The 26,621-nt window shown below is 63.1% G+C and carries 24 protein-coding genes; 10 read left to right on the top strand and 14 right to left on the bottom strand.

Annotated elements, in window-relative coordinates:
* Position 1 precedes the first annotated feature (1 nt).
* Entirely contained in the window at positions 2-316 is a 315-nt protein-coding gene (locus OCX61_RS18535; protein WP_261940836.1) for a PepSY domain-containing protein, read from the bottom strand.
* On the bottom strand, positions 316-624 hold the full coding sequence (locus tag OCX61_RS18540) for a PepSY domain-containing protein (protein WP_159409610.1): 309 nt from the start codon (positions 622-624) through the stop codon (positions 316-318). Before OCX61_RS18540 ends, OCX61_RS18535 begins: the two co-directional genes overlap by 1 nt.
* A 152-nt stretch (positions 625-776) precedes the next feature.
* Here OCX61_RS18540 and OCX61_RS18545 point away from each other — a divergent pair, with 152 nt between their 5' ends.
* Together OCX61_RS18545 and queD are read left to right on the top strand one after the other, a co-directional pair.
* Positions 777-1,856: a patatin-like phospholipase domain-containing protein gene (locus tag OCX61_RS18545; RefSeq protein WP_261940837.1), complete on the top strand. Its 1,080-nt coding sequence runs from the start codon at positions 777-779 to the stop codon at positions 1,854-1,856.
* A gap of 53 nt (positions 1,857-1,909) precedes the next feature.
* On the top strand, positions 1,910-2,266 hold the full coding sequence (gene queD / locus OCX61_RS18550; RefSeq protein WP_012271598.1) for a 6-carboxytetrahydropterin synthase QueD: 357 nt from the start codon (positions 1,910-1,912) through the stop codon (positions 2,264-2,266).
* A 124-nt stretch (positions 2,267-2,390) separates the two neighbouring features.
* On the opposite strand, the gene OCX61_RS18555 is transcribed toward queD, so the two are convergent.
* Entirely contained in the window at positions 2,391-2,873 is a 483-nt protein-coding gene (locus tag OCX61_RS18555) for a DUF1289 domain-containing protein (protein ID WP_261944335.1), read from the bottom strand.
* Between the two features lie 403 nt (positions 2,874-3,276).
* Between OCX61_RS18555 and acnB the strand changes: the two genes are divergently transcribed.
* On the top strand, positions 3,277-5,886 hold the full coding sequence (gene acnB, locus OCX61_RS18560) for a bifunctional aconitate hydratase 2/2-methylisocitrate dehydratase (protein ID WP_261944336.1): 2,610 nt from the start codon (positions 3,277-3,279) through the stop codon (positions 5,884-5,886).
* Between the two features lie 174 nt (positions 5,887-6,060).
* Here acnB and prpD read toward each other — a convergent pair whose 3' ends face one another.
* From prpD to OCX61_RS18590, 6 genes are all read right to left on the bottom strand, one after another.
* Positions 6,061-7,545, bottom strand: a complete 1,485-nt coding sequence (gene prpD / locus OCX61_RS18565; RefSeq protein WP_261940838.1) for a 2-methylcitrate dehydratase — start codon at positions 7,543-7,545, stop codon at positions 6,061-6,063.
* Positions 7,546-7,712: 167 nt separating this feature from the next.
* Positions 7,713-8,903, bottom strand: a complete 1,191-nt coding sequence (gene prpF, locus OCX61_RS18570; RefSeq protein ID WP_261940839.1) for a 2-methylaconitate cis-trans isomerase PrpF — start codon at positions 8,901-8,903, stop codon at positions 7,713-7,715.
* A gap of 61 nt (positions 8,904-8,964) precedes the next feature.
* Positions 8,965-11,553 (bottom strand): Fe/S-dependent 2-methylisocitrate dehydratase AcnD, encoded by a 2,589-nt coding sequence (gene acnD / locus OCX61_RS18575; protein ID WP_261940840.1) that lies wholly within the window; start codon positions 11,551-11,553, stop codon positions 8,965-8,967.
* A 158-nt stretch (positions 11,554-11,711) separates the two neighbouring features.
* Entirely contained in the window at positions 11,712-12,839 is a 1,128-nt protein-coding gene (gene prpC, locus OCX61_RS18580; protein ID WP_261940841.1) for a bifunctional 2-methylcitrate synthase/citrate synthase, read from the bottom strand.
* A 62-nt stretch (positions 12,840-12,901) separates the two neighbouring features.
* Entirely contained in the window at positions 12,902-13,792 is an 891-nt protein-coding gene (gene prpB / locus OCX61_RS18585) for a methylisocitrate lyase (protein WP_261940842.1), read from the bottom strand.
* Positions 13,789-14,505, bottom strand: coding sequence for a GntR family transcriptional regulator (locus OCX61_RS18590; protein ID WP_261940843.1), 717 nt, complete (start codon positions 14,503-14,505; stop codon positions 13,789-13,791). The genes prpB and OCX61_RS18590 overlap by 4 nt, the downstream gene beginning before the upstream one ends.
* 299 nt (positions 14,506-14,804) lie before the next feature.
* Here OCX61_RS18590 and rloA point away from each other — a divergent pair, with 299 nt between their 5' ends.
* The 5 genes from rloA to OCX61_RS18615 all read left to right on the top strand — a co-directional run bounded on the left by rloA (position 14,805) and on the right by OCX61_RS18615 (position 20,268).
* Entirely contained in the window at positions 14,805-15,341 is a 537-nt protein-coding gene (gene rloA, locus OCX61_RS18595; RefSeq protein ID WP_027919647.1) for a retropepsin-like aspartic peptidase RloA, read from the top strand.
* A 5-nt stretch (positions 15,342-15,346) separates the two neighbouring features.
* The gene (gene rloB, locus OCX61_RS18600; protein WP_261940844.1) at positions 15,347-16,882 is read left to right on the top strand and encodes an osmotic stress tolerance membrane protein RloB; all 1,536 of its coding nucleotides are present in this window, start codon (positions 15,347-15,349) and stop codon (positions 16,880-16,882) included.
* The gene (locus tag OCX61_RS18605) at positions 16,882-17,862 is read left to right on the top strand and encodes an alpha-L-glutamate ligase-like protein (RefSeq protein ID WP_152956369.1); all 981 of its coding nucleotides are present in this window, start codon (positions 16,882-16,884) and stop codon (positions 17,860-17,862) included. Before rloB ends, OCX61_RS18605 begins: the two co-directional genes overlap by 1 nt.
* Before the next feature lie 211 nt (positions 17,863-18,073).
* Positions 18,074-19,417: an aminodeoxychorismate synthase component I gene (pabB, locus tag OCX61_RS18610; protein ID WP_261940845.1), complete on the top strand. Its 1,344-nt coding sequence runs from the start codon at positions 18,074-18,076 to the stop codon at positions 19,415-19,417.
* Positions 19,418-19,533: 116 nt separating this feature from the next.
* Positions 19,534-20,268: a phosphoadenylyl-sulfate reductase gene (locus tag OCX61_RS18615; protein ID WP_261940846.1), complete on the top strand. Its 735-nt coding sequence runs from the start codon at positions 19,534-19,536 to the stop codon at positions 20,266-20,268.
* 66 nt (positions 20,269-20,334) lie between these two features.
* Here OCX61_RS18615 and cysB read toward each other — a convergent pair whose 3' ends face one another.
* From cysB to OCX61_RS18630, 3 genes are all read right to left on the bottom strand, one after another.
* Positions 20,335-21,309: an HTH-type transcriptional regulator CysB gene (gene cysB, locus OCX61_RS18620; RefSeq protein ID WP_060507962.1), complete on the bottom strand. Its 975-nt coding sequence runs from the start codon at positions 21,307-21,309 to the stop codon at positions 20,335-20,337.
* A gap of 129 nt (positions 21,310-21,438) precedes the next feature.
* Positions 21,439-21,936 (bottom strand): universal stress protein, encoded by a 498-nt coding sequence (locus tag OCX61_RS18625; RefSeq protein ID WP_261940847.1) that lies wholly within the window; start codon positions 21,934-21,936, stop codon positions 21,439-21,441.
* A gap of 104 nt (positions 21,937-22,040) precedes the next feature.
* Entirely contained in the window at positions 22,041-22,988 is a 948-nt protein-coding gene (locus tag OCX61_RS18630; protein ID WP_261940848.1) for a putative 2-dehydropantoate 2-reductase, read from the bottom strand.
* Positions 22,989-23,188: 200 nt separating this feature from the next.
* Between OCX61_RS18630 and OCX61_RS18635 the strand changes: the two genes are divergently transcribed.
* Positions 23,189-24,265: a 3-deoxy-7-phosphoheptulonate synthase gene (locus OCX61_RS18635; protein WP_261940849.1), complete on the top strand. Its 1,077-nt coding sequence runs from the start codon at positions 23,189-23,191 to the stop codon at positions 24,263-24,265.
* A 67-nt stretch (positions 24,266-24,332) separates the two neighbouring features.
* On the opposite strand, the gene OCX61_RS18640 is transcribed toward OCX61_RS18635, so the two are convergent.
* On the bottom strand, positions 24,333-24,614 hold the full coding sequence (locus tag OCX61_RS18640) for a GNAT family N-acetyltransferase (RefSeq protein ID WP_023379662.1): 282 nt from the start codon (positions 24,612-24,614) through the stop codon (positions 24,333-24,335).
* 509 nt (positions 24,615-25,123) lie between these two features.
* Here OCX61_RS18640 and oprI point away from each other — a divergent pair.
* On the top strand, positions 25,124-25,375 hold the full coding sequence (gene oprI, locus OCX61_RS18645; RefSeq protein ID WP_003259780.1) for an outer membrane lipoprotein OprI: 252 nt from the start codon (positions 25,124-25,126) through the stop codon (positions 25,373-25,375).
* Positions 25,376-25,512: 137 nt separating this feature from the next.
* Here oprI and OCX61_RS18650 read toward each other — a convergent pair whose 3' ends face one another.
* Positions 25,513-26,490 (bottom strand): L,D-transpeptidase family protein, encoded by a 978-nt coding sequence (locus tag OCX61_RS18650; RefSeq protein ID WP_261940850.1) that lies wholly within the window; start codon positions 26,488-26,490, stop codon positions 25,513-25,515.
* Between the last annotated feature and the right edge of the window lie 131 nt (positions 26,491-26,621).

Genomic DNA, 26,621 nt, shown 5'->3' on the forward strand with positions numbered 1-26,621 from the left:
GTCAGTCGTCTTCCTCGTCTTTTAGCAGGGCGCCGCTGCTGGCATCCAGCTTGATCTCGCGCACCACGCCTTCCTTGGTCAGCAGTTCGACTTCATATTCGTAACGGCCGTCGTCTTCTTCCAGCTCGGCCTCCAGCAGGCGCGCCCCGGGGTAACGCCCCAGGGCGGCTTCCAGCAGTTGCTCAAGCGGCAGGATGACGCCCTTCTGGCGCAGCTTCAGGGCTTCGTCCTGGTCCAGGTCGCGGGCAACGGCCAGGGAGCACACGGCCAGCAACGACAGCGCCAGGTATCGCGCCGACCGGGGTAACTGGATCATCAGCTGTCCCGCGCGTCCTTGAGCACTTCACCGGTCTTGGCATCCAGGTCGACATCCCACTCGACGTTCTGCGTGTCGCGCAGTTCGACCTTGTAGATGTAGCGGCCGTATTCGTCTTCAAGTTCCGAATCGGTGACGGTGGCACCGGGGTGCTTGGCCACGGCGGTGGCCTTGAGTTCGTCCAGCGACTTGATGGTCTTGGCATTGACCAGTTTGACCACTTCGTCAGGCTGGACGTCCTTGGCGAAGGCAGCATTGGCGCCCAGGGCAAGGGCGGCGGCGGTGAACAGGGCAGTCAAGGTTTTCATGGTGGCTCTCCTGAGCGACGTTCAAGTTGTCTACAGGGTTAAGACTAACCAGCGGTCCTTAATTCAACCTGAAAACAGCTGGCGCCATGATAGCGCAGCTGTAACGGGATCAAGCCCCTATAATGACCGGCTTGTTACCTGCGAGATCCGTCATGAGCGCCATTCACATCAAAAACCCTGCACTCACCTTCAAGGCTGGCCAGCGCGCGCTGCAGCACATTCGTGAACGTGGCCTGCAGGCGGCCGATGTGGGCGTGCTGCCAGGGGCGGCAGGCGGGCCCAAGCCGCTGGGCATCCAGGGCCTGGACCTGGCGCTGTTCGGTGAATGGCTGCCATCGGCACCGCGGCAACGCGCTCTGATCGGCGCCTCGATCGGCTCCTGGCGCTTCGCCAGCGCCTGCCTCGACGACCCGGTTGCCGGCATCCGCCGCCTGGGCGAGCTTTACACCGAGCAGGATTTTGCCAAAGGCGTTACCCCGGCCCAGATCAGCCACAGCTGCCAGCGCATGCTCGACGACCTGCTGCAGGGCCGCGACGGGCAGATCCTCGCCAACCCGCACTACCGCTTGAACATTCTGGTGGTGAAGAGCCACGGCCAGCTCGCCCACGACCACCGGGGCCGCCTGGGCATGGGCCTGGGCTCGGTGATCGCCAGCAACCTGCTGGGGCGCTCGCGCCTGGCCCGGCACTTTGAACGGATCATCCTGCATGATGCGCGCAGCGTGCCGCCGCTTGATGCGCTGACCGACTTCCCCTCGCGCTGCCTGCCGCTGGACCTGGCCAACCTGCGCCAGGCCCTGCTTGCCTCGGGTTCGATCCCGATGGTGATGCAAGGTGTGCGTGACATTCCCGGCGCCGGCACCGGCACCTACCGCGACGGCGGCCTGCTCGACTACCACCTCGACCTGCCCTACCGCGGTGACGACCTGGTGCTGTACCCGCACTTCACCGACAAGGTGGTGCCCGGCTGGTTCGACAAGGCCCTGCCCTGGCGCAAGGGCGACGCCACGCGCCTGCAGAATGTGCTGCTGATGACGCCCTCGCCGCAGTACCTGGCCGCCCTGCCCTACGGCAAACTGCCCGACCGCAACGACTTCAAGCGCTTCATGGGCGATGCGCCAAGCCGCAAACGCTACTGGTACAAGGCAATAGCCGAAAGCCAGCGCCTGGGCGACGAGCTGCTCGAACTGATCGCCACCGGGCGGTTGCACGAACGCCTGCAAGCCTTGTAGCGGCCATGCTGGTAGACTGCGCGCATTATTGATTCACACAGAGTTATGACAGCGTGGAAATTTTCAAAGAGTTCACCTTCGAGTCTGCCCACCGCCTGCCCCACGTCCCGGAAGGGCACAAATGCGGCCGCCTGCATGGCCACTCGTTCAAGGTCGGCCTGCACCTGACCGGCCCGCTCGACCCGCACACCGGCTGGATCCGCGACTTTGCCGAGGTCAAGGCGATCTTCAAGCCGATCTACGAGCAGTTGGACCACAACTACCTGAACGACATTCCGGGCCTGGAAAACCCTACCAGCGAAGTGATCGCCAAGTGGATCTGGGATCAGGTCAAGCCGTTGATGCCGGAGCTGTCGAAAGTGCGCATCCACGAAACCTGCACCAGCGGTTGCGAATACACCGGCGACTGATTCAGGTTTTCGCTGGCCTCTTCGCGGGTAAACCCGCTCCCACAGGGATTGCGCATGCCTTGAGGTAAGCACTTAACCTGTGTGGGTTCACCCGCGAAGAGGCCGGCACAAGCAGCACAAGGTTTCAGCCTTGCTGCGCACTGCCCATGGCATCGCGCAGGAAGCTGGGGGCGATGTAGCGCTGGTAATGCGCCTCCGAGAGCAGGAAGAACTCGCGGTCGATGGCATCGCGCAGTTGCGGCAGTTCCCAGTCGCGAAACTCCGGCAGCAGGACCATGCCGTAAGCCTCCAGATCGCGGATCATCCGCGCCCCGCGAGCGATCAGCTGATACGCCCAGCAATATTCCGACTGCTGCTCGACGAAGCGGATCGAGCGCTGCTGCAGTTGCTGGCGCAGCAGGCCTTTGTCGAACACTTCCAGCTTGGCCATCATCACCTGTACCAGCAGTTGCTCCAGGCGCAGCCAGACGGCGCGCTTCTGCTCGTCGTCGTACCCGTTCCAGTTGATCACTTCGTGGTGGAAACGCTTGCAGCCACGGCACACCGTGTCTCCGTAAACCGTGGAGCAGAGGCCGACGCAAGGGGTCTTGATGGACTGGTTGGACATTGAAAACAACGGCTTGGCGGTGGAACACCGGGTCATGTTAGCCCTTTGTCTAACCAGGGTCACCCGTTAAAGTCATGATCGCTGCCTTACCTTCAGGCTTTTTTTACCGTAGAATCATCCCGCCTTTTCAAGGCAACAATGTCCGTTGGAAGCTGTTTTCAAAGCGTCACGAGCACAGTTCATCCGGTAGAACGGCGTTGGCCCGGGCCATGCACCCCTGCATGCCCGCGCCAGCCCTCATCAGCTCCCGTTCTGCAGGCGTAAAACTTTGAAAGCAGCTTCTGTAAGGATTCTTTGCGACTCTGGCTGGGCGGCCCACAAAGCCGTGGCAGCGCATGGGTGCATCGAATGCTGGATGAGCGTCCCGGACTCCCTTTAGGGACCACTGATGAGGGTAATAACTGTGCTTGAAGCCTACCGCAAACACATCGAAGAGCGTGCCGCCCTGGGTATCGTGCCCCAGCCGCTGAACGCCGAACAAACTGCAGGCCTGGTCGAGCTGCTGAAAAACCCGCCGGCCGGCGAAGAAGCCTTCCTCGTAGACCTGATCACCAACCGCGTTCCACCAGGGGTCGACGAAGCTGCCTACGTCAAGGCCGCTTTCCTCTCCGCCGTGGCCAAGGGCGAAGCCAAGTCGCCACTGATCGACCGCAAGCACGCTGCTGAACTGCTGGGCACCATGCAGGGCGGCTACAACATCGAAACGCTGGTCGCGCTGCTCGACGACGCCGAACTGGGCGCCGTCGCGGCCGAACAGCTCAAGCACACCCTGCTGATGTTCGATGCCTTCCACGACGTGGCCGAAAAGGCCAAGGCCGGCAATGTTCACGCCAAGGCCGTGCTGGAATCCTGGGCTGCCGGCGAGTGGTTCACCTCGCGTCCGGCCATCGCCGACAAGTACACCCTGACCGTGTTCAAGGTGCCTGGCGAAACCAACACCGACGACCTGTCCCCTGCTCCGGACGCCTGGTCGCGCCCTGACATCCCGCTGCACGCCCTGGCCATGCTGAAAATGGCCCGCGACGGCATCGAGCCGCAGCAGCCTGGTTCGGTCGGCCCGCTGGCGCAGATCGAAGCGGTCAAGGCCAAAGGCTTCCCGGTTGCCTACGTCGGTGACGTGGTCGGTACCGGTTCCTCGCGTAAATCCGCCACCAACTCGGTGCTGTGGTTCTTCGGCGACGATATCCCGTACGTGCCGAACAAGCGCGCCGGTGGCTTCTGCTTCGGCACCAAGATCGCCCCGATCTTCTACAACACCATGGAAGACGCCGGCGCCCTGCCGATCGAATTCGACTGCACCAACCTGGCCATGGGCGACGTCATCGACGTTTACCCATTCAAAGGTGAAGTACGCCGTCACGGCAGCGACGAGCTGGTCACCACCTTCGCGCTGAAAACCGAAGTCCTGCTGGACGAAGTCCGCGCTGGCGGCCGTATCCCGCTGATCGTCGGCCGTGGCCTGACCGAAAAAGCCCGCGCCGAGCTGGGCCTGGGTAGTTCCGACCTGTTCAAGAAGCCAGAGCAGCCTGCCGATTCCGGCAAGGGCTTCACCCTGGCTCAGAAAATGGTCGGCCGTGCCTGCGGCCTGCCAGAAGGCCAGGGCGTGCGCCCAGGTGCCTACTGCGAGCCGAAGATGACCACCGTCGGTTCCCAGGACACCACTGGCCCGATGACCCGCGACGAGCTGAAAGACCTGGCGTGCCTGGGCTTCTCCGCTGACCTGGTGATGCAGTCGTTCTGCCACACCGCGGCCTATCCAAAGCCGATCGACGTCACCACCCACCACACCCTGCCAGACTTCATCCGCACCCGTGGCGGCGTGTCGCTGCGCCCAGGCGACGGCATCATCCACAGCTGGCTGAACCGCATGCTGATGCCTGACACCGTGGGTACCGGTGGCGACTCGCACACCCGCTTCCCGATCGGCATCTCGTTCCCGGCCGGTTCCGGCCTGGTGGCCTTCGCCGCCGCCACCGGCGTCATGCCGCTGGACATGCCAGAGTCGATCCTGGTGCGCTTCAAGGGCAAACTGCAACCTGGCATCACCCTGCGTGACCTGGTTCATGCCATCCCTTACTACGCCATCCAGAAGGGCCTGCTGACCGTCGAGAAGAAAGGCAAGAAGAACGCCTTCTCCGGCCGCATCCTGGAAATCGAAGGCCTGAACGACCTGACCGTCGAGCAGGCGTTCGAGCTGTCCGATGCCTCGGCCGAGCGTTCCGCTGCGGGCTGCACCATCAAGCTGCCGGAAAAGGCCATCGCCGAGTACCTGCAGTCCAACATCACCCTGCTGCGCTGGATGATCGGCGAAGGCTACGGCGATGCCCGCACCCTGGAGCGCCGCGCCCAGGCCATGGAAGCCTGGCTGGCCAAGCCTGAGCTGCTGTCGGCCGACGCCGATGCCGAATACGCCGAAATCATCGAAATCGACCTGGCCGACGTCAAGGAGCCTGTGCTCTGCGCGCCGAACGACCCGGACGATGCCCGCCTGCTGTCCTCGGTACAGGGCGAGAAGATCGATGAAGTGTTCATCGGTTCGTGCATGACCAACATCGGTCACTTCCGTGCGGCCGGCAAGCTGCTGGACAAGGTCAAGGGCGGTATCCCGACCCGTCTGTGGCTGGCCCCGCCAACCAAGATGGACGCCCACCAGCTGACCGAAGAAGGCTACTACGGCATCTACGGCAAGGCCGGCGCGCGCATGGAAATGCCAGGCTGCTCGCTGTGCATGGGTAACCAGGCACGTGTGCAGACCGGTTCGACCGTGGTCTCGACTTCGACCCGTAACTTCCCGAACCGTCTGGGCGACGCCACCAACGTGTATCTGGCCTCGGCCGAGCTGGCTGCGGTCGCTTCGATCATCGGCAAGCTGCCGACCGTCGAAGAGTACATGCAGTACGCCAAGGACATCGACAGCATGGCTGCCGACGTCTACCGCTACCTGAGCTTCGACCAGATCGCCGAGTTCCGTGAAGCGGCTGCCAACGCCAAGATCCCGGTGGTTCAGGCGTAAGCTGAGTTGTAAGGTGTAAAAGAAAGCCCCGGCAGAAATGCCGGGGCTTTTTGTTTCAACCTGTGCCGGCCTCTTCGCGGGTAAACCCGCTCCCACAGGGACCTCACAGTTTTCAAGACTTGTGGAAGACCTGTGGGAGCGGGCTTGCCCGCGAAGAGGCCGGCACAGGCAAGCTCAAATCACGAATAGATCCACAAACCTGTGCACCGCCATCTGCTCCAGCTTCTGCTGGTCCTTGCACAGCTCGAAGATCTGCTCACAGCGCTGTCGCACAAAGCGCGTCGCCAGGTTGCCCCTGAACTTGGCCTCCAGCAAGGGTATCCCCTCCTCGCGCCGCCGCCGATGCCCGATCGGGTACTCCACCAGCACCTGATCGGTACTGCTGCCATCCTTGAAGAACACCTGCACGGCATTGGCAATCGAGCGCTTGTCCGCCTCCAGGTACTCGCGGCTGAAACGTGGGTCTTCGACCACCTCCATCTTCTCGCGCAGGCGATCGATGCTCGGATGATTGGCATGGAAGGCATCTTCGTAATGCTCGGCCACCAGGTGGCCGAAGATCAGCGGCACCGCCACCATGTACTGCAGGCAGTGGTCGCGGTCGGCGGCGTTGGCCAGCGGGCCTTGCTTGGAAATGATGCGGATCGCCGACTCCTGGGTGGTAATGACGATGCGGTCGATCTCATGCAGGCGGTTACGCACCAGCGGGTGCAGGGTCACCGCCGCCTCGCATGCCGTCTGGGCGTGGAACTCGGCGGGGAAGCTGACCTTGAACAGCACGTTCTCCATCACGTAGCTGGCCAAGGGTTGCGGCAGGCGCAGCTCGTACTGGCCGGCCGGCTTTACCGCCAGGTCCTTGTTGGTGTGGCTGAACGAGACCTCATGGAACCCCCACTGCGGCGCCGTCAGCACCCCTGGCACGCCCATTTCGCCACGCAGCGCGATATCGGCCAGGCGCACGCCACGGCTGGAGGCATCGCCGGCCGCCCAGGACTTGCGCGAACCGGCATTGGGCGCATGGCGGTAAGTGCGCAAGGCCTGGCCATCGACAAAAGCATGGGACAGGGCCGAGAGCATCTGCTCGCGATTGGCCCCCATCAGCCGGGCGCACACGGCGGTCGAGGCCACCTTGACCAGTATCACGTGATCGAGGCCGACGCGATTGAAGGCGTTCTCCAGCGCCAGCACGCCCTGGATCTCGTGGGCCATGACCATGGCTTCGAGCACGTCGCGCATCAGCAGCGGCGCTTCGCCGCTGGCCACACGCTTCTGTGACAGGTGATCGGCAACTGCCAGGATGCCGCCAAGGTTGTCCGAGGGGTGCGCCCACTCGGCGGCCAGCCAGGTGTCGTTGTAATCCAGCCAGCGCACGGTGCAGCCGATGTCCCAAGCCGCCTTGACCGGGTCGAGGCGGTAGGCGGTACCGGGGACGCGGGCGCCATTGGGCACCACGGTGCCTTCCACCAGCGGGCCGAGGAGCTTGGTGCATTCGGGAAAGCGCAGGGCCAACAAGCCGCAACCGAGGGTGTCCATCAGGCAGTTGCGCGCGGTGTCCAGGGCTTCAGCGGATTCGACCCGGTAGCCGAGGGCATAGTCGGCGAGGGTTTGCAGGACCCGGTCGTAGTCCGGGCGGTCGTTCAGGTCCACGTTGGCGCTCATAGCCAGCTCCTGTGCATGGGGCTGCTTTGCAGCCCATCGCCGACAAGCGCGGCGCCCACAGGTACAGCACCTACCTCACGGGCGATGCAATCCCTGTGGGAGCCGCGCTTGCCGGCGATGGGCCGCAAAGCGGCCCTATTCATCCCAAGCCGAGCGCCAGTGGTGCGTTAGAAGCTATCGCCAGGTACGCGCACCCAGCCCTCCATCAGCACGCGAGCACTGCGGCTCATGATTGCCTTGGTCACCACCCACTCGCCATCCACCTGTCGCGCCTCGGCCCCGACCCGCAAGGTGCCGGACGGATGACCGAAACGCACGGCACTGCGCTCGCCCCCGCCTGCGGCGAGGTTGACCAGGGTGCCGGGAATGGCTGCAGCGGTGCCGATGGCCACGGCTGCGGTCCCCATCATCGCGTGGTGCAGCTTGCCCATGGACAAGGCACGCACCAGCAGGTCGATGTCAGTGGCCGCAACCACCTTGCCACTGGACGCAGTGTAGGTGCTCGGCGGCGCAACGAAAGCCACCTTCGGCGTGTGCTGACGCCCGGCAGCCTGGTCGACATGCTCGATCAGGCCCATGCGCACGGCGCCGTAGGCGCGAATGGTTTCGAAGCGCTGCAGCGCTTGCGGATCGCCGTTGATCGCGTCCTGCAATTCAGTGCCGGTGTAACCAATGTCGGCGGCATTGACGAACACGGTCGGGATACCCGCATTGATCATGGTCGCCTTGAAGGTGCCGATACCCGGCACTTCCAGGTCATCCACCAGGTTACCCGTGGGGAACATCGCGCCACCTTCGCCGTCCTCGTCGGCGGCCGGGTCGAGGAACTCAAGTTGCACTTCAGCGGCCGGGAAGGTTACGCCATCGAGCTCGAAGTCGCCGGTTTCCTGCACTTCACCTTCGGTGATCGGCACATGGGCAATGATGGTCTTGCCGATGTTGGCCTGCCAGATGCGCACAGTGGCCATGCCGTTGTGCGGAATCTGCGCCGGGTCGACCAGGCCATTGCTGATGGCGAACGAACCCACTGCGGCAGAGAGATTGCCGCAATTGCCGCTCCAGTCGACGAACGCCTTGTCGATGGCGACCTGGCCGAACAGGTAGTCGACATCGTGCCCGGGCTTGATGCTCTTCGACAGGATGACCGTCTTGCTGGTGCTCGACGTGGCGCCGCCCATGCCGTCGATCTGCTTGGCGTAAGGATCGGGACTGCCGATTACCCGCAACAGCAGGGCGTCACGGGCCGGCCCTGGGACCTGGGCCGTTTCCGGCAGGTCTTGCAGGCGGAAGAACACGCCTTTGCTGGTGCCGCCACGGATGTAGGTGGCGGGAATCTTGATCTGAGGTGCATGTGCCATTGCTGTACTGTCCTGTCTGAAATGCTTGAAACCCAGGGGCTGCTGTGCAGCCCCCCTGCAACTACGCGGTCGCTTCGAGGAAGTCCTGGGCAAAGCGCTGCAGCACCCCACCCGCCTCATAGATCGACACTTCTTCGGCAGTGTCCAGGCGGCAGGTCACTGGCACTTCGACACGCTCGCCATTACGCCGCGTGACCACCAGGGTCAGCGTCGCCCGCGGCTTGCGCTCGCCGAGCACGTCGTAGGTCTCGCTGCCATCCAGGCCCAGGGTCTTGCGGTCGGTGCCCGGCTTGAACTCCAGCGGCAACACGCCCATGCCCACCAGGTTGGTGCGGTGAATACGCTCAAAGCCCTCGGCGACGATCGCTTCGACACCGGCCAGGCGCACGCCCTTGGCCGCCCAGTCGCGGGACGAGCCCTGGCCATAATCGCCACCGGCAACGATGATCAGCGGCTGCTTGCGCTCCATGTAGGTCTCGATGGCTTCCCACATGCGCGTCACCTTGCCTTCCGGCTCGATGCGCGCCAGCGAACCCTGCTTCACGCTACCGTCTTCCTTGCGCACCATTTCGTTGAAGAGCTTGGGGTTGGCGAAGGTGGCGCGCTGGGCGGTCAGGTGGTCACCGCGGTGGGTGGCATAGGAGTTGAAGTCCTCTTCCGGCAGGCCCATCTTGGCCAGGTATTCGCCGGCGGCGCTGTCGAGCAGGATGGCGTTGGACGGCGACAGGTGGTCGGTGGTGATGTTGTCCGGCAGCACCGCCAGCGGGCGCATGCCACGCAGGGTGCGTTCGCCGGCCAGGGCACCTTCCCAGTAAGGCGGGCGGCGGATATAGGTGCTCATCGGGCGCCAGTCGTACAGCGGCGCGACTTTCGGCCCGCGGTCTTCCTCGATGGCGAACATCGGGATATAGACCTTGCGGAACTGCTCCGGCTTGACCGCCGCACGCACCACCGCGTCGATTTCCTCATCGCTCGGCCAGATGTCCTTGAGGCGGATTTCCTTGCCATCGACCACGCCCAGCACATCTTTTTCGATGTCGAAGCGAATGGTGCCGGCAATCGCGTAGGCCACCACCAGCGGCGGCGACGCGAGGAACGCCTGCTTGGCGTACGGGTGGATACGCCCGTCGAAGTTGCGGTTACCTGACAGCACGGCGGTGGCGTACAGGTCGCGGTCGATGATTTCCTGCTGGATCACCGGGTCCAGCGCACCGGACATGCCGTTGCAGGTGGTGCAGGCGAAGGCGACGATGCCGAAGCCCAGCTGCTCCAGTTCCTTTTCCAGGCCCGCCTCTTCCAGGTACAGCTGCACGGCCTTGGAGCCTGGTGCCAGCGACGACTTGACCCACGGCTTGCGGCTGAGGCCGAGCTTGTTGGCATTGCGCGCCAGGAGGCCGGCGGCAATCACGTTACGCGGGTTGCTGGTGTTGGTGCAGCTGGTGATGGCGGCGATGATCACCGCGCCGTCGGGCATCTGCCCCGGCACTTCTTCCCAGGCACCGGCAATGCCCTTGGCCGCCAGGTCGCTGGTGGCAACGCGGGCGTGGGGGTTGGACGGGCCGGCCATGTTGCGCACCACGCTCGACAGGTCGAAGCTCAGGGTACGCTCGTATTCGGCCTTGGCCAGGCTGTCGGCCCACAGGCCGGCGACCTTGGCGTAGGTCTCCACCAACTGCACCTGCTGGTCATCGCGGCCGGTCAGCTTGAGGTAGTCGATGGTCTGCTGGTCGATGGCGAACATCGCGGCGGTGGCGCCGTATTCCGGGGCCATGTTGGAGATCGTGGCACGGTCGCCCAAGGTCAGCGCACGCGCACCTTCGCCGTGGAACTCGAGGTAGGCGCCGACCACTTTCTGCTTGCGCAGGAACTCGGTGAGGGCCAGCACCAGGTCGGTGGCGGTGATGTTCGGCGCCAGCTTGCCGGTCAGCTCGACGCCGACGATTTCCGGCAGGCGCATCCACGAGGCACGGCCAAGCATGACGTTTTCGGCTTCCAGGCCGCCGACACCAATGGCGATCACGCCCAGGGCGTCGACATGCGGGGTGTGGCTGTCGGTGCCGACGCAGGTGTCCGGGTAGGCCACGCCGCGGTCGCTGTGGATGACCGGCGACATCTTCTCCAGGTTGATCTGGTGCATGATGCCGTTGCCGGGCTGGATCACGTCGACGTTCTTGAACGCCTTCTTGGTCCAGTTGATGAAATGGAAGCGGTCTTCGTTACGGCGGTCTTCGATGGCGCGGTTCTTCTCGAACGCCTGCGGGTCGAAACCACCGCATTCCACTGCCAGGGAGTGGTCGACGATCAGCTGCACCGGCACCACCGGGTTGACCTGGGCCGGGTCGCCGCCTTTGTCGGCGATGGCATCGCGCAGGCCGGCGAGGTCGACCAGGGCAGTCTGGCCGAGGATGTCATGGCACACCACGCGGGCCGGGAACCACGGGAAGTCGAGGTCGCGCTTGCGCTCGATCAGCTGGCCCAGCGAGGCGTCGAGGGTGGCCGGGTCGCAGCGGCGCACGAGGTTTTCGGCCAGTACGCGGGAGGTATAAGGCAGGCGGTCGTAGGCACCGGGCTTGATGGCCTCGACGGCGGCGCGGGCATCGAAATAGTCCAGGGCTGTGCCTGGCAGGGCTTTGCGGTATGCAGTGTTCATCATTCAGGCTCGGTCACAGGATTCGGAAGGCTCCACCGTCCCTGTGGGAGCGGGCTTGCCCGCGAATGCGTCAGCAGGTGCACAACGGTTGCCGGTCGGGCGCATTCGCGGGCAAGCCGGCCCCCACAGGGGAAACGGGTTGCCTCTCTTTATCTATTTCAGCGCTGTTCGATCGGCACGAACTGGCGCTGTTCGACGCCGACATACTCGGCGCTCGGGCGGATGATGCGGTTGTTGGCGCGCTGTTCGAATACGTGCGCGGCCCAGCCGGTCAGGCGCGAGCAGACGAAGATCGGGGTGAACAGCTTGGTCGGGATGCCCATGAAGTGGTACGCCGAGGCATGGTAGAAGTCGGCGTTGGGGAACAGGCGCTTCTGCTCCCACATGGTCTTGTCGATGGCTTCGGAAACCGGGTACAGGACCGTGTCACCGACCTGGTCGGCAAGCTGCTTCGACCAGCCCTTGATCACCTCGTTACGCGGGTCGGACTCTTTGTAGATGGCATGGCCGAAGCCCATGATCTTGTCCTTGCGCTCAAGCATGCGCAGCAGTTCGGCAGTGGCCTCCTGCGGGCTCTGGAAGCGCTCGATCAGTTCCATCGCCGCTTCGTTGGCACCCCCGTGCAGCGGGCCGCGCAGCGAGCCAATGGCGGCGGTGATGCAGGAATACAGGTCGGACAGGGTCGATGCGCAGACCCGCGCGGTGAAGGTCGAGGCGTTGAACTCGTGCTCGGCGTAGAGGATCAGCGACACGTTCATCACCTTGACGTGCAGCTCGCTCGGCTTCTTGCCATGCAGCAGGTGCAGGAAGTGGCCACCGAGGGTGTCCTCGTCGCTGGTGCAGTCGATGCGTACGCCGTCGTGGGTGAAGCGGTACCAGTAGCACATCACCGCCGGGAACAGCGCCAGCAGGCGGTCGGTCTTCTCGCGCTGGGCTTCGAAGCTCAGCTCCGGCTCCAAGGTACCCAGCACCGAGCAACCGGTGCGCATCACGTCCATCGGGTGGGCATCGCGCGGGATGCGCTCGAGCACTTCCTTCAGTGCTTGCGGCAGGTCACGCAGGCCCTTGAGCTTGCGCTTGTACTCGGCAAGTTCGGCCTTGCTGGGCAGCTCGCCGTACAGCAGCAGGTAGGCGACTTCTTCGAACTCGGCACCGGCTGCCAGGTCACGCACGTCATAGCCACGGTAGGTCAGGCCAGCACCAGCCTGGCCCACGGTCGACAGTGCGGTCTGGCCGGCCACCTGGCCACGCAGGCCAGCGCCACTGAGTACTTTTGCTTCGGCCATGGTGTTTCTCCTTTCTTGAACTTGTTATAGGAAGCGATCTGGCTAATTCGGGAGCGGTTCGCTCAACCTTTCTTCTGCGCGAACAACGCGTCCAGGCTCTGCTCGAAGGCGTGGTAACCAATGGCATCGTAGAGCTCCATGCGGGTTTGCATGGTGTCGATCACGTTCTTCTGCGTGCCGTCGCGGCGCAATGCGGTATAGACGTTCTCCGCCGCCTTGTTCATGGCGCGGAACGCCGACAGCGGGTACAGCACCAGCGACACATCGACCGAGGCCAGTTCTTCGGTGGTGTACAGCGGCGTGGCGCCGAATTCGGTGATGTTGGCCAGTATCGGCGCCTTTACCCGGTCGGCGAAGGTCTTGTACATCGAAAGCTCGGTGATGGCCTCCGGGAAGATCATGTCGGCACCCGCCTCGACACAGGCGGCAGCCCGGTCCAGGGCAGCGTTCAGGCCTTCCACCGCCAGGGCGTCGGTGCGCGCCATGATCACGAAGCTGTCATCGCTGCGGGCATCCACGGCGGCCTTGATACGGTCGACCATCTCCTGCTGGGTGACGATTTCCTTGTTCGGGCGGTGGCCACAGCGCTTGGCGCCGACCTGGTCCTCGATGTGGATCGCTGCCGCACCGAACTTGCACATCGAGCGCACGGTGCGGGCGACGTTGAAGGCCGAAGCGCCGAAGCCGGTGTCGACATCCACCAGCAGGGGCAGGTCGCAGACGTCGGTGATGCGGCGCACATCGGTCAGCACGTCATCCAGGCCACTGATGCCCAGGTCAGGCAGGCCCAGGGAGCCAGCAGCAACGCCGCCACCGGACAGGTAGATGGCCTTGAAACCGGCACGCTTGGCCAGCAATGCATGGTTGGCGTTGATCGCGCCGACCACTTGCAAGGGATGTTCGGCGGCAACGGCGTCGCGGAAACGCTGACCGGGGGTGCTCTTCACAGTCATTTCTCACCTCGTGGGCTGTTGTTGTTGGCGTCCAGGTAGTGACGCTCGATATTGCGCTTGGACGCGCCGATGTGGCGGCGCATCAGGAGTTCGGCCAGTTCGCCGTCACGGTCGGCAATGGCATCGAGAATGCGGTGGTGTTCGGCAAAGGCCTGGCGCGGCCGGTTGGGCGTGGCGGAAAACTGGATGCGGTACATGCGCACCAGTTGATACAGCTCGCCGCAGAGCATCTTGACCAGGGTCTGGTTGCCGCTGCCCTGGATGATCCGGTAGTGGAAGTCGTAGTCGCCTTCCTGCTGGTAATAGCCAAGCCCGGCCTGGAACGCGGCATCACGCTCATGGGTATCGAGCACCCGGCGCAGCTCGTCGATGTCGGCCTGGCTCATGCGCTCGGCCGCCAGGCGGCAGGCCATGCCTTCCAGCGATTCGCGGATTTCGTACAGCTCGATCAGCTCGGCGTGATTGAGCGACACCACCCGCGCGCCGACATGCGGCACGCGCACCAGCAGACGCTGCCCCTCCAGCCGATGGATGGCCTCGCGCAGCGGGCCGCGGCTGATGCCATAGGTACGCGCCAGCTCCGGTTCGGAGATCTTGCTGCCCGGGGCGATGTCGCCCTTGACGATCGCCGCCTGGATGCGCCGGAAGACATTCTCGGACAAGGTTTCCGTTTCGTCTGTCTCGGCAGGGCTTGGGGTGGTGAGGTCCAGCATATTGTCGACACCTTGCTAATCGCTTGAGCAGAAACTAGCGAATCAGAGGCGCACAGTCAAAGACAAAATCAATATTGTCGACAATCGTCTAAGAACGAACTTAGCCAGTGATGGCGTTGTCAGATCGCGGCACGCTGGCGTCAAGACGTCGGCGTGATAGAATGCCGCGCCTCCAACGGAGTACCGATAGTGTGTTTGTCATCAATTCATGTTGTTGACAGACGAACGAGGAAGCTTGTGCAGGCGTTGCCAGTCACCTTTGCCCCGAACCCCGCACAGCTCAGCACCGCGCCAGGATTATGAGACTTACACCCGTATTATTGCTGCTATGCCTCACCCTGCTGCCGGCCCTTGGTCAGGCGGCGGGCAAGACCGTGTACGGTCTGAACGAATACGCCCGGCTCGGCGACCTTGACCTGGAAGTGGCCGCCAAGCTCGACACCGGGGCCAAGACCGCGTCGCTCAGCGCCCGCGACATCAAGCGTTTCAAGCGCAACGGCGAAAGCTGGGTGCGCTTTTACCTGGCCATCGACGCCGCCCATTCGCACCCCATCGAACGCCCCCTGGCGCGCGTGAGCAAGATCAAGCGCCGCGCCGGCGACTATGATGCGGAATCCGGCAAGGCCTACACCGCCCGCCCGGTCATCGAACTTGAAATCTGCATGGGCCAGGCCCGGCGCACCATCGAAGTCAACCTCACCGACCGCAGCGCCTTCCAGTTCCCGCTGCTGATCGGCTCCGAGGCGCTCAAGCACTTCGACGCACTGGTCGACCCAAGCCTTAAATACGCGGCCGGCAAACCTGCCTGTGCCACCGACGCTCCTAAAGCAGAGTAATCCCGATGCGCTCTCTTACCCTCCATCTGAAAGTCCTGATCACCGTGCTGGTGTTGCTCGGCGTGGCGGTCACGGCCTATCAGATCTTCGTGCTCGGCATCCCGGTGACCGAAGACGAGACCGACGACCTGTGGAACATCGACGCCAAGGTCGAGTTCGTCGCCAGTTCCAAGGACCCGGTCAAGATCCAGATGTTCGTGCCGCCGCTGAACCGTGACTATGTCAGCCTCAACGAGAGCTTCATCTCCAACAACTATGGGGTGAGCGTCAACCGCGTCGACGGCAACCGCAAGGTGACCTGGTCGGCGCGCCGCGTCACCGGCAACCAGACCCTCTACTACCGCCTGGTCCTGACCAAGCGTTACAGCAATGAAAAGTCCGCCATCAAGGGCCCGACCTTCCGTGACAGCCTGGCCATCGACGGCCCGGAAAAGATCGCTGCCGAAGCCCTGATGGCACCGATCCGCCAGCACTCTGCCGACGTCGAGACCTTCGTCAGCGAGACCATCAAGCGGGTCAACAACCTCAACGACGACAACGTCAAGCTGCTGCTGGCCGGCGACACCTCGCCGATGAAAAAGGCCCAGGTCATCGACCTGCTGCTGTCGATCGCCCACGTGCCGATGGAAAAGGTCCACACCATCCGCCTGGTGGCCGACACCCCGCAAACGCCTGAACTGTGGCTGCGCAGCTTCAACGGCAACGACTGGCTGTACTTCAACCCGGACACCGGCGAGCAGGGCCTGCCGGCCGATCGCCTGCTGTGGTGGACCGGTGACGACAACCTGATCACCGTCGATGGCGGCAAGAAGGCCAACGTCACCTTCAGCATGAACAACAGCGAGATGAACGCCATCCGCCTGGCCAAGCTGACCGACGAGAACACCGACGCCGACTTCCTCGAATACTCGCTGTACGGCTTGCCATTGCAGACCCAGCAGACCTTCATGATCATGGTGATGATCCCGATCGGCGTGCTGGTGATCCTGATCCTGCGCAACCTGATCGGCATCCAGACCCTGGGTACCTTCACCCCGGTACTGATCGCCCTGGCCTTCCGCGAGACCCAGCTGGGCTTCGGCATCGTGCTGTTCACGGTGATCACCGCGCTGGGCCTGTCGCTACGCTCGTACCTGGAACACCTGAAGCTGCAGATGCTGCCACGGCTGTCGGTGGTGCTGACCTTCGTCGTGGTGTTGATCGCCGCCATCAGCCTGTTCAGCCACAAGCTGGGCCTGGAGCGCGGCCTGTCGGTGGCGCTGTTCCCGATGGTGATCCTGACCATGACCATCGAGCGCCTGTCGATCACCTGGGAAGAGCGCGGCGGTGGCCATGCCATGAAAGTGGCAATCGGCACCCTGTTCGCCGCCTCCCTGGCGCACCTGCTGATGATGGTGCCGGAGCTGGTGTACTTCGTCTTCACCTTCCCGGCCGTGCTGTTGATCCTGGTGGGCTTCATGCTGGCGATGGGTCGCTACCGCGGCTACCGCCTGACCGAGCTCGTGCGCTTCAAGGCATTCCTGAAGAAGGCTGACGCCTGATGTTTGGCCTGATCAAGACGTGGAAAGCCCTGGAGGCCCGGGGCATCATGGGGATCAACCGGCGCAACGCGGACTACGTGTTGAAGTACAACAAGCGCCACCTGTACCCGATCGTCGACGACAAGATCATCACCAAGGAGCGCGCCCTGGCCGCCGGCATCCATGTGCCGGAGATGTACGGCATCATCGAGACCGAGAAGCAGATCGAAAAGCTTCACGAGATCATCGGCGGGCGCAACGACTTCGTCATCAAGCCGGCGCAGGGCGCTGGCGGTGACGGCATCCTGGTGATCGCCGACCGCTTCGAGGACCGCTACCGTACGGTGTCGGGCAAGATCATCAGCCACGAGGAAATCGAGCACCAGGTGTCGAGCATCCTCACCGGCCTGTACTCGCTCGGCGGCCACCGCGACCGCGCGCTGATCGAATACCGGGTGACCCCAGACCAGATCTTCAAGAGCATCAGCTACGAGGGCGTGCCGGACATCCGCATCATCGTGCTGATGGGCTACCCGGTAATGGCCATGCTGCGCCTGCCGACCCGCCAGTCCGGCGGCAAGGCCAACCTGCACCAGGGCGCCATCGGCGTGGGCGTGGACCTGGCCACCGGCGTGACCCTGCGCGGCACCTGGCTGAACAACATCATCAGCAAGCACCCGGACACCACCAACGCGGTGGACGGCGTGCAGTTGCCGAACTGGGATGGTTTCATGAAGCTGGCCGCCGGCTGCTACGAGCTGTGCGGGCTGGGCTACATCGGCGTGGACATGGTGCTGGACCAGGACAAGGGCCCACTGATTCTCGAACTCAACGCCCGCCCCGGCCTGAACATCCAGATCGCCAACGACACCGGCCTGACCCAGCGCACCCATGCCATCGAAGCGCACATCGAAGCACTGGCCAAGGAAGGGATCACCGAAGACGCCGAGCAGCGCGTGCGGGTGACCCAGAACCTGTTCGGGCACGTGCACCCGCGGTAAGCCTGTCCCGGCCCATTCGCGGGCAAGCCCGCTCCCACAGGTATCGTAGACCCTGAGGCAAATACGATACCTGTGGGAGCGGGCTTGCCCGCGAATGGGCCGCAAAGCGGCCCCGGGGAAAACAGGGAGTTTAATGTCGCGCCAAAGCTAGGCGCATTTCCTACACAGGTCTACAATCGCCCTCCTCGCTTTTACATCGCCGTCCACACTGATGCCGACCTGTACGCTCCACCCCCTGCCCTACCAGCCCGACCCCGCTGCTTATTTCGCCCGCCTGCGCCAGGCCCCCGGCGCGATCCTGCTCGACAGCGCGCGCCCCGGTGCCGAACGCGGCCGCTTCGACCTGTTCAGCGCCTGGCCCGCGCAACGCCTGCAGGCCCAGCCCGACGAGAGCGGCCGTGCCTTCCTTGAACGCCTGCGCGCCAGCCTGGCGCAACTGGGTGAAGCGCAGCTGCCCGCCGGCATCGAGCTGCCCTTCGCAGGCGGCCTGATCGGCTACCTGAGCTACGACTTCGGCCGCCGCCTGGAACAGCTGCCCAGCCTGTCATGCGACGACCTGGGGTTGCCCGATGCACAGCTAGGCCTCTACGCCTGGGCAGTGGTGACCGACCATAAGCTTGGCACCAGTCAATTGGTGTTCCACCCAAGCCTGGCGCAGGCAGAGCGGGCACGGCTGACGGCACTTTTCGAGACTGTCGACACTTCGACGCACGGCAGTTTCCAGCTACTCGCCCCGATGCACGGCGACCTGCAGCCAGAACAGTACAAGTCAGCCTTCGACCAGGTGCAGCGTTACATCCAGGCCGGCGACTGCTACCAGATCAACCTTACCCAGCGTTTTCGCGCCCCCTGCCAGGGCGACCCGTGGCACGCCTACCAGGCCCTGCGCCAAGCCTGCCCGACACCGTTTTCCGGCTACCAGCAACTGGCTGACGGCAGCGCGCTGTTGAGCTTTTCCCCGGAGCGCTTCATCCGCGTCAGCCGGGGCCAGGTGGAAACCCGTCCGATCAAGGGCACCCGCCCGCGCTCGGCCGACCCGGCCGAAGACGCCCGCAATGCCGAAGAGCTGCGCCACAGCCCCAAGGACCGCTCGGAAAACCTGATGATCGTCGACCTGCTGCGCAATGACCTGGGGCGCACCTGCGAGATCGGTTCGGTGAAGGTGCCGGAGCTGTTCAGCCTGGAAAGCTACCCCAACGTCCATCATCTGGTCAGTAGCATCACCGGCAAGCTGGCCCGCGACAAGGATGCCCTGGACCTGATTGGTGACAGTTTCCCCGGCGGCTCGATCACCGGCGCACCGAAGATTCGCGCCATGCAGATCATCGACGAGCTGGAACCTGCCCGTCGCGCGCTGTACTGCGGATCTTTGCTGTACGTGGACGTGCGCGGCGAGATGGACAGCTCCATCGCCATTCGCAGCCTGCTGGTCAAGGATGGCCAGGTCAGTTGCTGGGGCGGCGGCGCAGTGGTGGCCGACTCGAACTGGCAGGCCGAATACGAGGAATCGATTGCCAAGGTGCGGGTGCTGATGGAGACCTTGCAAGGCTTGTGATCGGCGTCGCCTGCTTCGCGGGCGATGCCGATATCAGCCCGTCTACCCCGGCATTTTTTTGTTACCATCACCCCATTACGAGCGCACAGCGCCACAGCCAAGATGGAAACCGCCTGATGAGCCAACCCTTCGACGTCGCCGCCCTGGCCGCGACCTATGCCAACAAGTCCCCGCAGGACATCCTCAAGCTTGCCTTCGAGCACTTCGGTGATGACTTGTGGATCTCCTTCAGCGGCGCCGAGGATGTGGTGCTGGTCGACATGGCCTGGAAGCTGAACAAGCAGGTCAAGGTGTTCAGCCTCGATACTGGCCGCCTGCACCCGGAAACCTACCGTTTCATCGACCAGGTGCGCGAACATTACAACCTGCCGATCGAAATCCTCAGCCCGGATCGCGCCAAGCTCGACCCGTTCGTCAAGGAAAAAGGCCTGTTCAGCTTCTACAAGGACGGCCACGGCGAATGCTGCGGCATCCGCAAGATCGAACCGCTGCGGCGCAAGCTCGCCACCGTCAGCGCCTGGGCCACAGGCCAGCGCCGCGACCAGAGCCCAGGCACCCGCAGCCAGGTGGCGGCACTGGAAATCGACGGTGCCTTCTCCACGCCCGAGCGCACCCTGTACAAGTTCAACCCGCTGGCGCAGATGACCAGCGAGGAAGTGTGGGGTTACATCCGCATGCTCGAGCTGCCGTACAACAGCCTGCACGAACGTGGCTTCATCAGCATCGGTTGCGAGCCTTGCACGCGCCCGGTGCTGCCAAACCAGCACGAACGCGAAGGCCGCTGGTGGTGGGAGGAGTCGACCCAGAAGGAATGCGGGCTGCACGCCGGCAACCTGATCAGCAAGGCCTGAATCGCAGGCATGAAAAACCGGCCCAAGGGCCGGTTTTTATTTAACCGCACATCAGCGCCGGCGCACTCAGTGCACCGGCAGCTCGACGCCTTCGAACAGCTCTTCGAGCTCCTGCTTGTTATGGCACTGGATGGCCTTGGCCATCACTTCACGGGTCAGGTGCGGCGCGAACTTCTCGATGAAGTCGCACATGAAACCGCGCAGGAAGGTGCCACGGCGGAAGCCGATCTTGGTGATGCTGGCTTCGAACAGCTCGCTGGCATCCAGGGCCACCAGGTCGCTGTCGAGCTTGGTGTCGACCGCCATCTTGGCCACGATGCCCACGCCCAGACCCAGGCGTACATAAGTCTTGATCACGTCGGCGTCAGCGGCGGTGAACACCACTTTTGGTGTCAGGCCACGGTGGTTGAAGGCTTCATCCAGCTTCGAACGGCCGGTGAAACCGAACACATAAGTGACGATCGGGTATTCGGCGACCGCTTCCAGGGTCAGCTTCGGCAGCTTGGTCAGCGGGTGACCTTGCGGCACCACCACGCAGCGGTTCCACTTGTAGCACGGCATCATGATCAGGTCGCCGAACAGCTCCAGCGCCTCGGTGGCGATGGCGAAATCGACGGTGCCGTCGGCGGCCATTTCCGCGATCTGCATGGGTGAGCCCTGATGCATGTGCAACGCCACTTCCGGGTACTGCTTGATGAAGTTGCTGATCACCGGTGGCAGCGCATAGCGGGCCTGGGTGTGGGTGGTGGCGATGGACAGCGTACCCTTTTTCTCGTTGGAGAATTCCTGGGCGATCTGCTTGATGCTTTCGACCTTGCGCAGGATCTCGCCAGCGGTGTTGATGATGCGCTCACCGGCCGGGGTCACGCGGGTCAGGTGCTTGCCGCTGCGGGCAAAGACTTCAACACCCAGTTCGTCCTCGAGCAGGCGGATCTGCTTGCTGATCCCCGGCTGCGAGGTGTACAGGCTTTGCGCCGTCGCGGAGACGTTGAGGTCATGGTGCGCCACTTCCCAGATGTAGCGCAGTTGTTGAAGCTTCATAGGTTTCCCTCGAATCGGCGGTAAGTCAGCGGCAGCAGGCAGCGACGAGATATAACTATATTAGTGGTTCTCGAAATAAAACTAGAACTATTTTGTTACACGCGCCTCTGAATCAGCCTACCGCTTGCTTCACGATTTCCTACGTCCAAGGTGCTGCGAGAGCGGCACCATATACACTGGCACCGGCGACAGTTGCAGCAAGCGCACCGCCGTCCGACCAATTGGCACATCCACTCCGGCACCCGCACTGTGGCTGCCGAATATGAGCAGGTCGACGCTCAGCCGCTGCGCTTGATCGAGGATGACCTGCGCCGGATCACCCTGACGCACCCGCACCGCCTTGATCAGAGCCAGATCAGCGTCCTCGCCCAATTCTTCACGAAAGTTTTCCAACACCCGCTGCTCGATATTGGCCATCACCGTATTGACGCCTTCGCTGTGCAATTCATCCAGCGTCTGCTCATCGAGGTAACTCTGCAGCAGGGACTCGGCGAACTGCCCCATGGGCTCCACCGCGTGAATCACGTAGAGCTCTGCGCTGAAGGCGCGAGCCAGGGTCAGGGCGTGCTGCATGACAAAAGGGGCGTAGACACCGAGGTCGGTGGCGTACAGCATGGAGCGGATCATTCGACCTCCTCGACTGCCGTTGCGGCAGAGCAAGCTTCAGCTTAGCAGTGCGCCGGACCCACGCTTTGCCGTCCGGCGCACTACTGATGCGGCCTGCAGAGGATTCAGCCAGCCCGGTTGGCGCGATCGATGAAGGCCAGGGCCTGATAAAGCATGTGCATCCGCGGCAGACTGCAGCCGGCCGCCTGGGCGCGAGCGATGGGTTCGGCATAGATCGCCTGCAGCTCCAGCGGGCGTTGCTGGGCATGGTCGTGGTACATGCTCGGCCAGTAATCGGGCATCTGTTCGGTCATGCGAAACAGCTGCTCGGCGTAACCCGCGGGCAACTCATGCCCGCACGCGGCAGCGCCCTGCACCACTTCAGCCATCAGCGCCTGGATCAGCGCGCGACTGTCGGCATCGGCCATCAGCGGCGTGGTACTGGCACCCAGCAACACCGAAAGGCCGTTGTAAGGCACGTTCCACACCAGTTTCTGCCAGCGCGCCTGACCAAGGTTGGCCATGGCCTGGGAGTCGATGCCCGCCGCACGGAACAACCCGGCACCCGCTTCGACGATCGCCGCACCGCCATCTGCGGCCGGCCCGCTGTGATAGCCGAGGTTGACCGCACCCAGCGCCTGGTGGCGAATCACCCCTGGGGCCTGGCGATTGACGCAGATGAAGCACAGGCCGCCGAGCAGGTGCAGGTTGCCCGGCAGGGTCGCCCTCAACTGTTCCTCCACGCCGAGCCCATTCTGCAACAGCACCACCTTGGCATCGGCAGCGGCGGCCTGGACGATCAGCGGTGCGAGTTCGGCATTGCTGGTCGCCTTGGCCCCCACCAGCAGCCAGTCGCAGGGCGGCATATCGGCAGCGCTGGCGTAGGCATTGACCGGCATCTGTAACGCGCCGTGCACGGCATGGTCGAGCTTCAGGCCCTGTTCGCGCACCACGTCGTATTCGCTGCGCAGCAGGAAATGCACATCGAAACCGGCGCGCGCCAGCATCAGCCCGTAGAAGCCGCCGATAGCGCCGCTGCCGATGATGCCAATGCGTAGATTGCGAGAAGCCATGAAGATCTCCTTGTGGGTTGATTCGCTTTTTTACACCTTCGCGGCCACCCAGGCACACACAAGTGTGCCAACCCGCGCCAAATCCCATTGTCGCGCCCCCTGTAACGCGCTAAGGTTCGGCTCCCCGCTGCGAACATTATTGCTGCTGGGCCGCACGGGGATTGCTGGCGGCCGGCACCCGTGACCTGACGAGTAACACGATGGCTGATTTACCGATCGACGACCTTAACGTTGCTTCCAACGAGACCTTGATCACCCCTGATCAGCTCAAGAAGGAAATCCCCCTCAGCGCCAAGGCCCTGCAGACCGTGACTGCCGGCCGCGAAGTGGTGCGCAATATCCTCGACGGCAAGGACCATCGCCTGTTCGTGGTGGTCGGCCCCTGCTCCATCCATGACATCAAGGCCGCCCACGAGTACGCCGAGCGCCTCAAGGTGCTGGCCGCGGAAGTGTCCGATACGCTGTACCTGGTCATGCGCGTGTACTTTGAAAAGCCACGCACCACCGTTGGCTGGAAAGGCCTGATCAACGACCCGTACCTGGATGACTCGTTCAAGATCCAGGACGGCCTGCACATCGGTCGCCAGCTGCTGCTGGACCTGGCCGAAATGGGCCTGCCGACTGCCACCGAAGCGCTCGACCCGATCTCCCCGCAGTACCTGCAGGACCTGATCAGCTGGTCGGCCATCGGCGCGCGCACCACCGAATCGCAGACTCACCGCGAAATGGCCTCGGGCCTGTCCTCGGCGGTTGGCTTCAAGAACGGCACCGATGGCGGCCTGACCGTGGCCATCAACGCCCTGCAGTCGGTGTCCAAGCCGCACCGTTTCCTCGGTATCAACCAGGAAGGCGGCGTGTCGATCGTCACCACCAAGGGCAATCCGTATGGCCACGTAGTGCTGCGCGGTGGCAACGGCAAGCCGAACTACGATTCGGTCAGTGTCGCCCTGTGCGAACAGGACCTGGCCAAGGCCAAGATCAAGGCCAACATCATGGTTGACTGCAGCCACGCCAACTCCAACAAGGACCCGGCCCTGCAGCCACTGGTCATGGAGAACGTCGCCAACCAGATCCTCGAAGGCAACCAATCGATCATCGGCCTGATGGTCGAAAGCCACCTGAACTGGGGCTGCCAGTCGATCCCGAAAAACCTCGACGAACTGCAGTACGGCGTGTCGATCACCGATGCCTGCATCGACTGGTCAACCACCGAGAAGACCCTGCGCAGCATGCACGCCAAGCTCAAGGATGTGCTGCCACAGCGCAAGCGCGGCTGAACCTTGCCGCCATGAAAAACGCCGGGCAATGCCCGGCGTTTTCGTATCTGGCGTGCAGACGCCCGCCTCAGACCTTGCTCGAATGGCGCTGCTGACGCTCCATGTAGCGTTCCACGTACGAGCAGGAAGGGATCACCGTATAACCCATCTGGTCGGCGTACTCCAGGGCCTTCTCGGTCAGCGCTGCAGCGATCCCACGGCCACGCAGGGCGTTGGGCACGAAGGTGCGATAGATATCCAGCGTCTGCTTACCCAGGTCCATGTACGTCAGGTAGGCACGATGACCGTCCACGTTGGTTTCGAACTGATGACCGGCCTGGTCATGGTGGATGGTCAGCGCTTCACTCATCACTACTCCTCGCAGGCCTTTCTGGCAGACCCTTACCTTAACCGATGTGGTTTATCCGGCGGAGGAACCTCTACGCCACCTCTTGCCCCTTGGACCCTAAGCCAACAGCACTCGTTCGACCGGGCCGGGCACTCCCAAATAGTAGGCGCCGCCAGCGGGATTGCTCAAGGTGGCCTGCGTTAAAAAGTAGCAGGAACCCGCGCCGGGACCTCGCCCCGGCACGCCCCGCAACAGCAACCGGATGTTGTTGTGCGTAAGACGCTCATGGACAGTTAAAGTCACCGTTAGTTCAACAAAAAAGTTCCTGTACTACAACCGCTTGCGCCCGCTATACGGTTTTTTCACAAAAACCCCGCAAATCTTGTCGGCGCCACCCTCAGCAACATTTTTTTTGCAGTTCTTGCGCTCTGTCAGTTTACTTACTACAAGTAATGGGTACTATGTACGCCGGCCAGTTTCTCTTTTCCGAGAGATGGCTATTTAATAGAAAGTCCTTGAAGGGGAACACGATGAACAACGTTCTGAAATTCTCTGCTCTGGCTCTGGCCGCAGTTCTGGCTACCGGTTGCAGCAGCGTATCCAAAGAAACCGAAGCTCGTCTGACTGCGACTGAAGACGCAGCAGCTCGCGCTCAAGCCCGTGCTGACGAAGCCTACCGTAAGGCTGACGACGCTCTGGCAGCCGCTCAGAAGGCTCAGCAGACCGCTGACGAAGCCAACGAGCGCGCTCTGCGTATGCTGGACAAAGCCAGCCGCAAGTAATAATCCTCACGGATTGTTGAGAAGCCGACCCACTTGTGGGTCGGCTTTTTTATTGCCTGGACGAAAGCCCCCACCAGAAACGAAGAGGCCCGCAGCAGGTTGTTAACCTGTGCGGGCCCCCGGGTGCAGCAAAACCGTTACTGGAGTTCGGGCGGAATGCTGGTAACCATTGGTGCGGCGCCCTGGTTATTGGTGGGCACGGCAATTTCCACTGGCATACCGTCTTCCGCCGCCACCACGTCACGCACCATGTCCCAGTTCATGCGCAGGTTGTTGGCCAGGTCTTCACGCTTGAGCAAGGCATTGATGACCGCCGTGTGCTTGTCGACCACAGATGGGTTGCCATGATCGTCCAACGGCGTGTGCGCCTCCAGATACACCTTGCCACCACTTCTGCCGAACTTGTACGGCTCGTTGATGATGCGCACCGGCGTTCCTACCGGGACCATCTTCGACAGTTCCAGCACGTTGTTGTTGAGCATGCGGAAACAACCATGGCTGGTGCGCATACCGATACCAAACTTCTTGTTCGAGCCATGGATCAGGTAGCCCGGCACACCCAGGGTGAACTTGAACGGCCCCAGCGGGTTGTCTGGGCCGGCAGGTACAACGCTCGGCAGGATGTCACCGTCCGCGGCGTGCTCGGCACGAATCGAGGCAGGCGGCGTCCAGGTCGGGTTCGGCGTCTTCGCGGTGATCTTGGTCAAGGCAATCGGCGAACCCCAGCCCTCACGACCAATACCCAGCGGGAAGGTATGCACCACGTTCTGCCCTTTCGGGAAGTAGTACATGCGGTACTCGGCCAGGTTGATGACGATGCCTTCTCGCGGCCCCGGTGGGAGGATGTAACGGGTCGGCAGGACGATCTCGGTGCCAGCGCCCGGCAGCCATGGGTCGACGCCCGGGTTGGCGGCGATCATTTCCAGGTAGCCGAGGTCGTTGGCGGTGCCGATGTCGGCGAAGGTGTCTTCGTACTTGGCCTTGATGGTCTGGACCTGGCCAACGACGTCTTCACCGGGCGGTGGCAGTGGCAGTTCCAGCGCAACAGCGCGACCCGCTACCAGCAGGGCGGCCAGGGACAGGCAACGGGTGACGGCGGGAAAGCGCGGCAACATCCGGTAAATCCTTCGAAAGGTGGTCAAGAAGCACGATTGTACACCCGCCTCGCTGCAAGCGGGAGGCATTGGCGCCTTGCAAGCGTTTCAGTTGATGAAAGGTGCGCGCAGATGGGCGCCGGTAATTCACT

Origin of the sequence: Pseudomonas sp. LRP2-20 (assembly GCF_024349685.1) — a bacterium.
In the GTDB taxonomy this organism is placed as follows: Bacteria; Pseudomonadota; Gammaproteobacteria; order Pseudomonadales; family Pseudomonadaceae; genus Aquipseudomonas.

Bases quoted from the DNA above. Each gene is read 5' to 3' on its own strand.
- OCX61_RS18535 (WP_261940836.1), bottom strand. From the start codon at position 316: ATGATCCAGTTACCCCGGTCGGCGCGATACCTGGCGCTGTCGTTGCTG.
- OCX61_RS18540 (WP_159409610.1), bottom strand. From the start codon at position 624: ATGAAAACCTTGACTGCCCTGTTCACCGCCGCCGCCCTTGCCCTGGGC.
- OCX61_RS18545 (WP_261940837.1), top strand. From the start codon at position 777: ATGAGCGCCATTCACATCAAAAACCCTGCACTCACCTTCAAGGCTGGC.
- OCX61_RS18555 (WP_261944335.1), bottom strand. From the start codon at position 2,873: ATGTCCAACCAGTCCATCAAGACCCCTTGCGTCGGCCTCTGCTCCACG.
- prpD (WP_261940838.1), bottom strand. From the start codon at position 7,545: ATGAGCGCCAACGTGGACCTGAACGACCGCCCGGACTACGACCGGGTC.
- prpF (WP_261940839.1), bottom strand. From the start codon at position 8,903: ATGGCACATGCACCTCAGATCAAGATTCCCGCCACCTACATCCGTGGC.
- acnD (WP_261940840.1), bottom strand. From the start codon at position 11,553: ATGAACACTGCATACCGCAAAGCCCTGCCAGGCACAGCCCTGGACTAT.
- prpC (WP_261940841.1), bottom strand. From the start codon at position 12,839: ATGGCCGAAGCAAAAGTACTCAGTGGCGCTGGCCTGCGTGGCCAGGTG.
- prpB (WP_261940842.1), bottom strand. From the start codon at position 13,792: ATGACTGTGAAGAGCACCCCCGGTCAGCGTTTCCGCGACGCCGTTGCC.
- OCX61_RS18590 (WP_261940843.1), bottom strand. From the start codon at position 14,505: ATGCTGGACCTCACCACCCCAAGCCCTGCCGAGACAGACGAAACGGAA.
- rloA (WP_027919647.1), top strand. From the start codon at position 14,805: ATGAGACTTACACCCGTATTATTGCTGCTATGCCTCACCCTGCTGCCG.
- rloB (WP_261940844.1), top strand. From the start codon at position 15,347: ATGCGCTCTCTTACCCTCCATCTGAAAGTCCTGATCACCGTGCTGGTG.
- OCX61_RS18605 (WP_152956369.1), top strand. From the start codon at position 16,882: ATGTTTGGCCTGATCAAGACGTGGAAAGCCCTGGAGGCCCGGGGCATC.
- pabB (WP_261940845.1), top strand. From the start codon at position 18,074: ATGCCGACCTGTACGCTCCACCCCCTGCCCTACCAGCCCGACCCCGCT.
- OCX61_RS18615 (WP_261940846.1), top strand. From the start codon at position 19,534: ATGAGCCAACCCTTCGACGTCGCCGCCCTGGCCGCGACCTATGCCAAC.
- cysB (WP_060507962.1), bottom strand. From the start codon at position 21,309: ATGAAGCTTCAACAACTGCGCTACATCTGGGAAGTGGCGCACCATGAC.
- OCX61_RS18625 (WP_261940847.1), bottom strand. From the start codon at position 21,936: ATGATCCGCTCCATGCTGTACGCCACCGACCTCGGTGTCTACGCCCCT.
- OCX61_RS18630 (WP_261940848.1), bottom strand. From the start codon at position 22,988: ATGGCTTCTCGCAATCTACGCATTGGCATCATCGGCAGCGGCGCTATC.
- OCX61_RS18635 (WP_261940849.1), top strand. From the start codon at position 23,189: ATGGCTGATTTACCGATCGACGACCTTAACGTTGCTTCCAACGAGACC.
- OCX61_RS18640 (WP_023379662.1), bottom strand. From the start codon at position 24,614: ATGAGTGAAGCGCTGACCATCCACCATGACCAGGCCGGTCATCAGTTC.
- oprI (WP_003259780.1), top strand. From the start codon at position 25,124: ATGAACAACGTTCTGAAATTCTCTGCTCTGGCTCTGGCCGCAGTTCTG.
- OCX61_RS18650 (WP_261940850.1), bottom strand. From the start codon at position 26,490: ATGTTGCCGCGCTTTCCCGCCGTCACCCGTTGCCTGTCCCTGGCCGCC.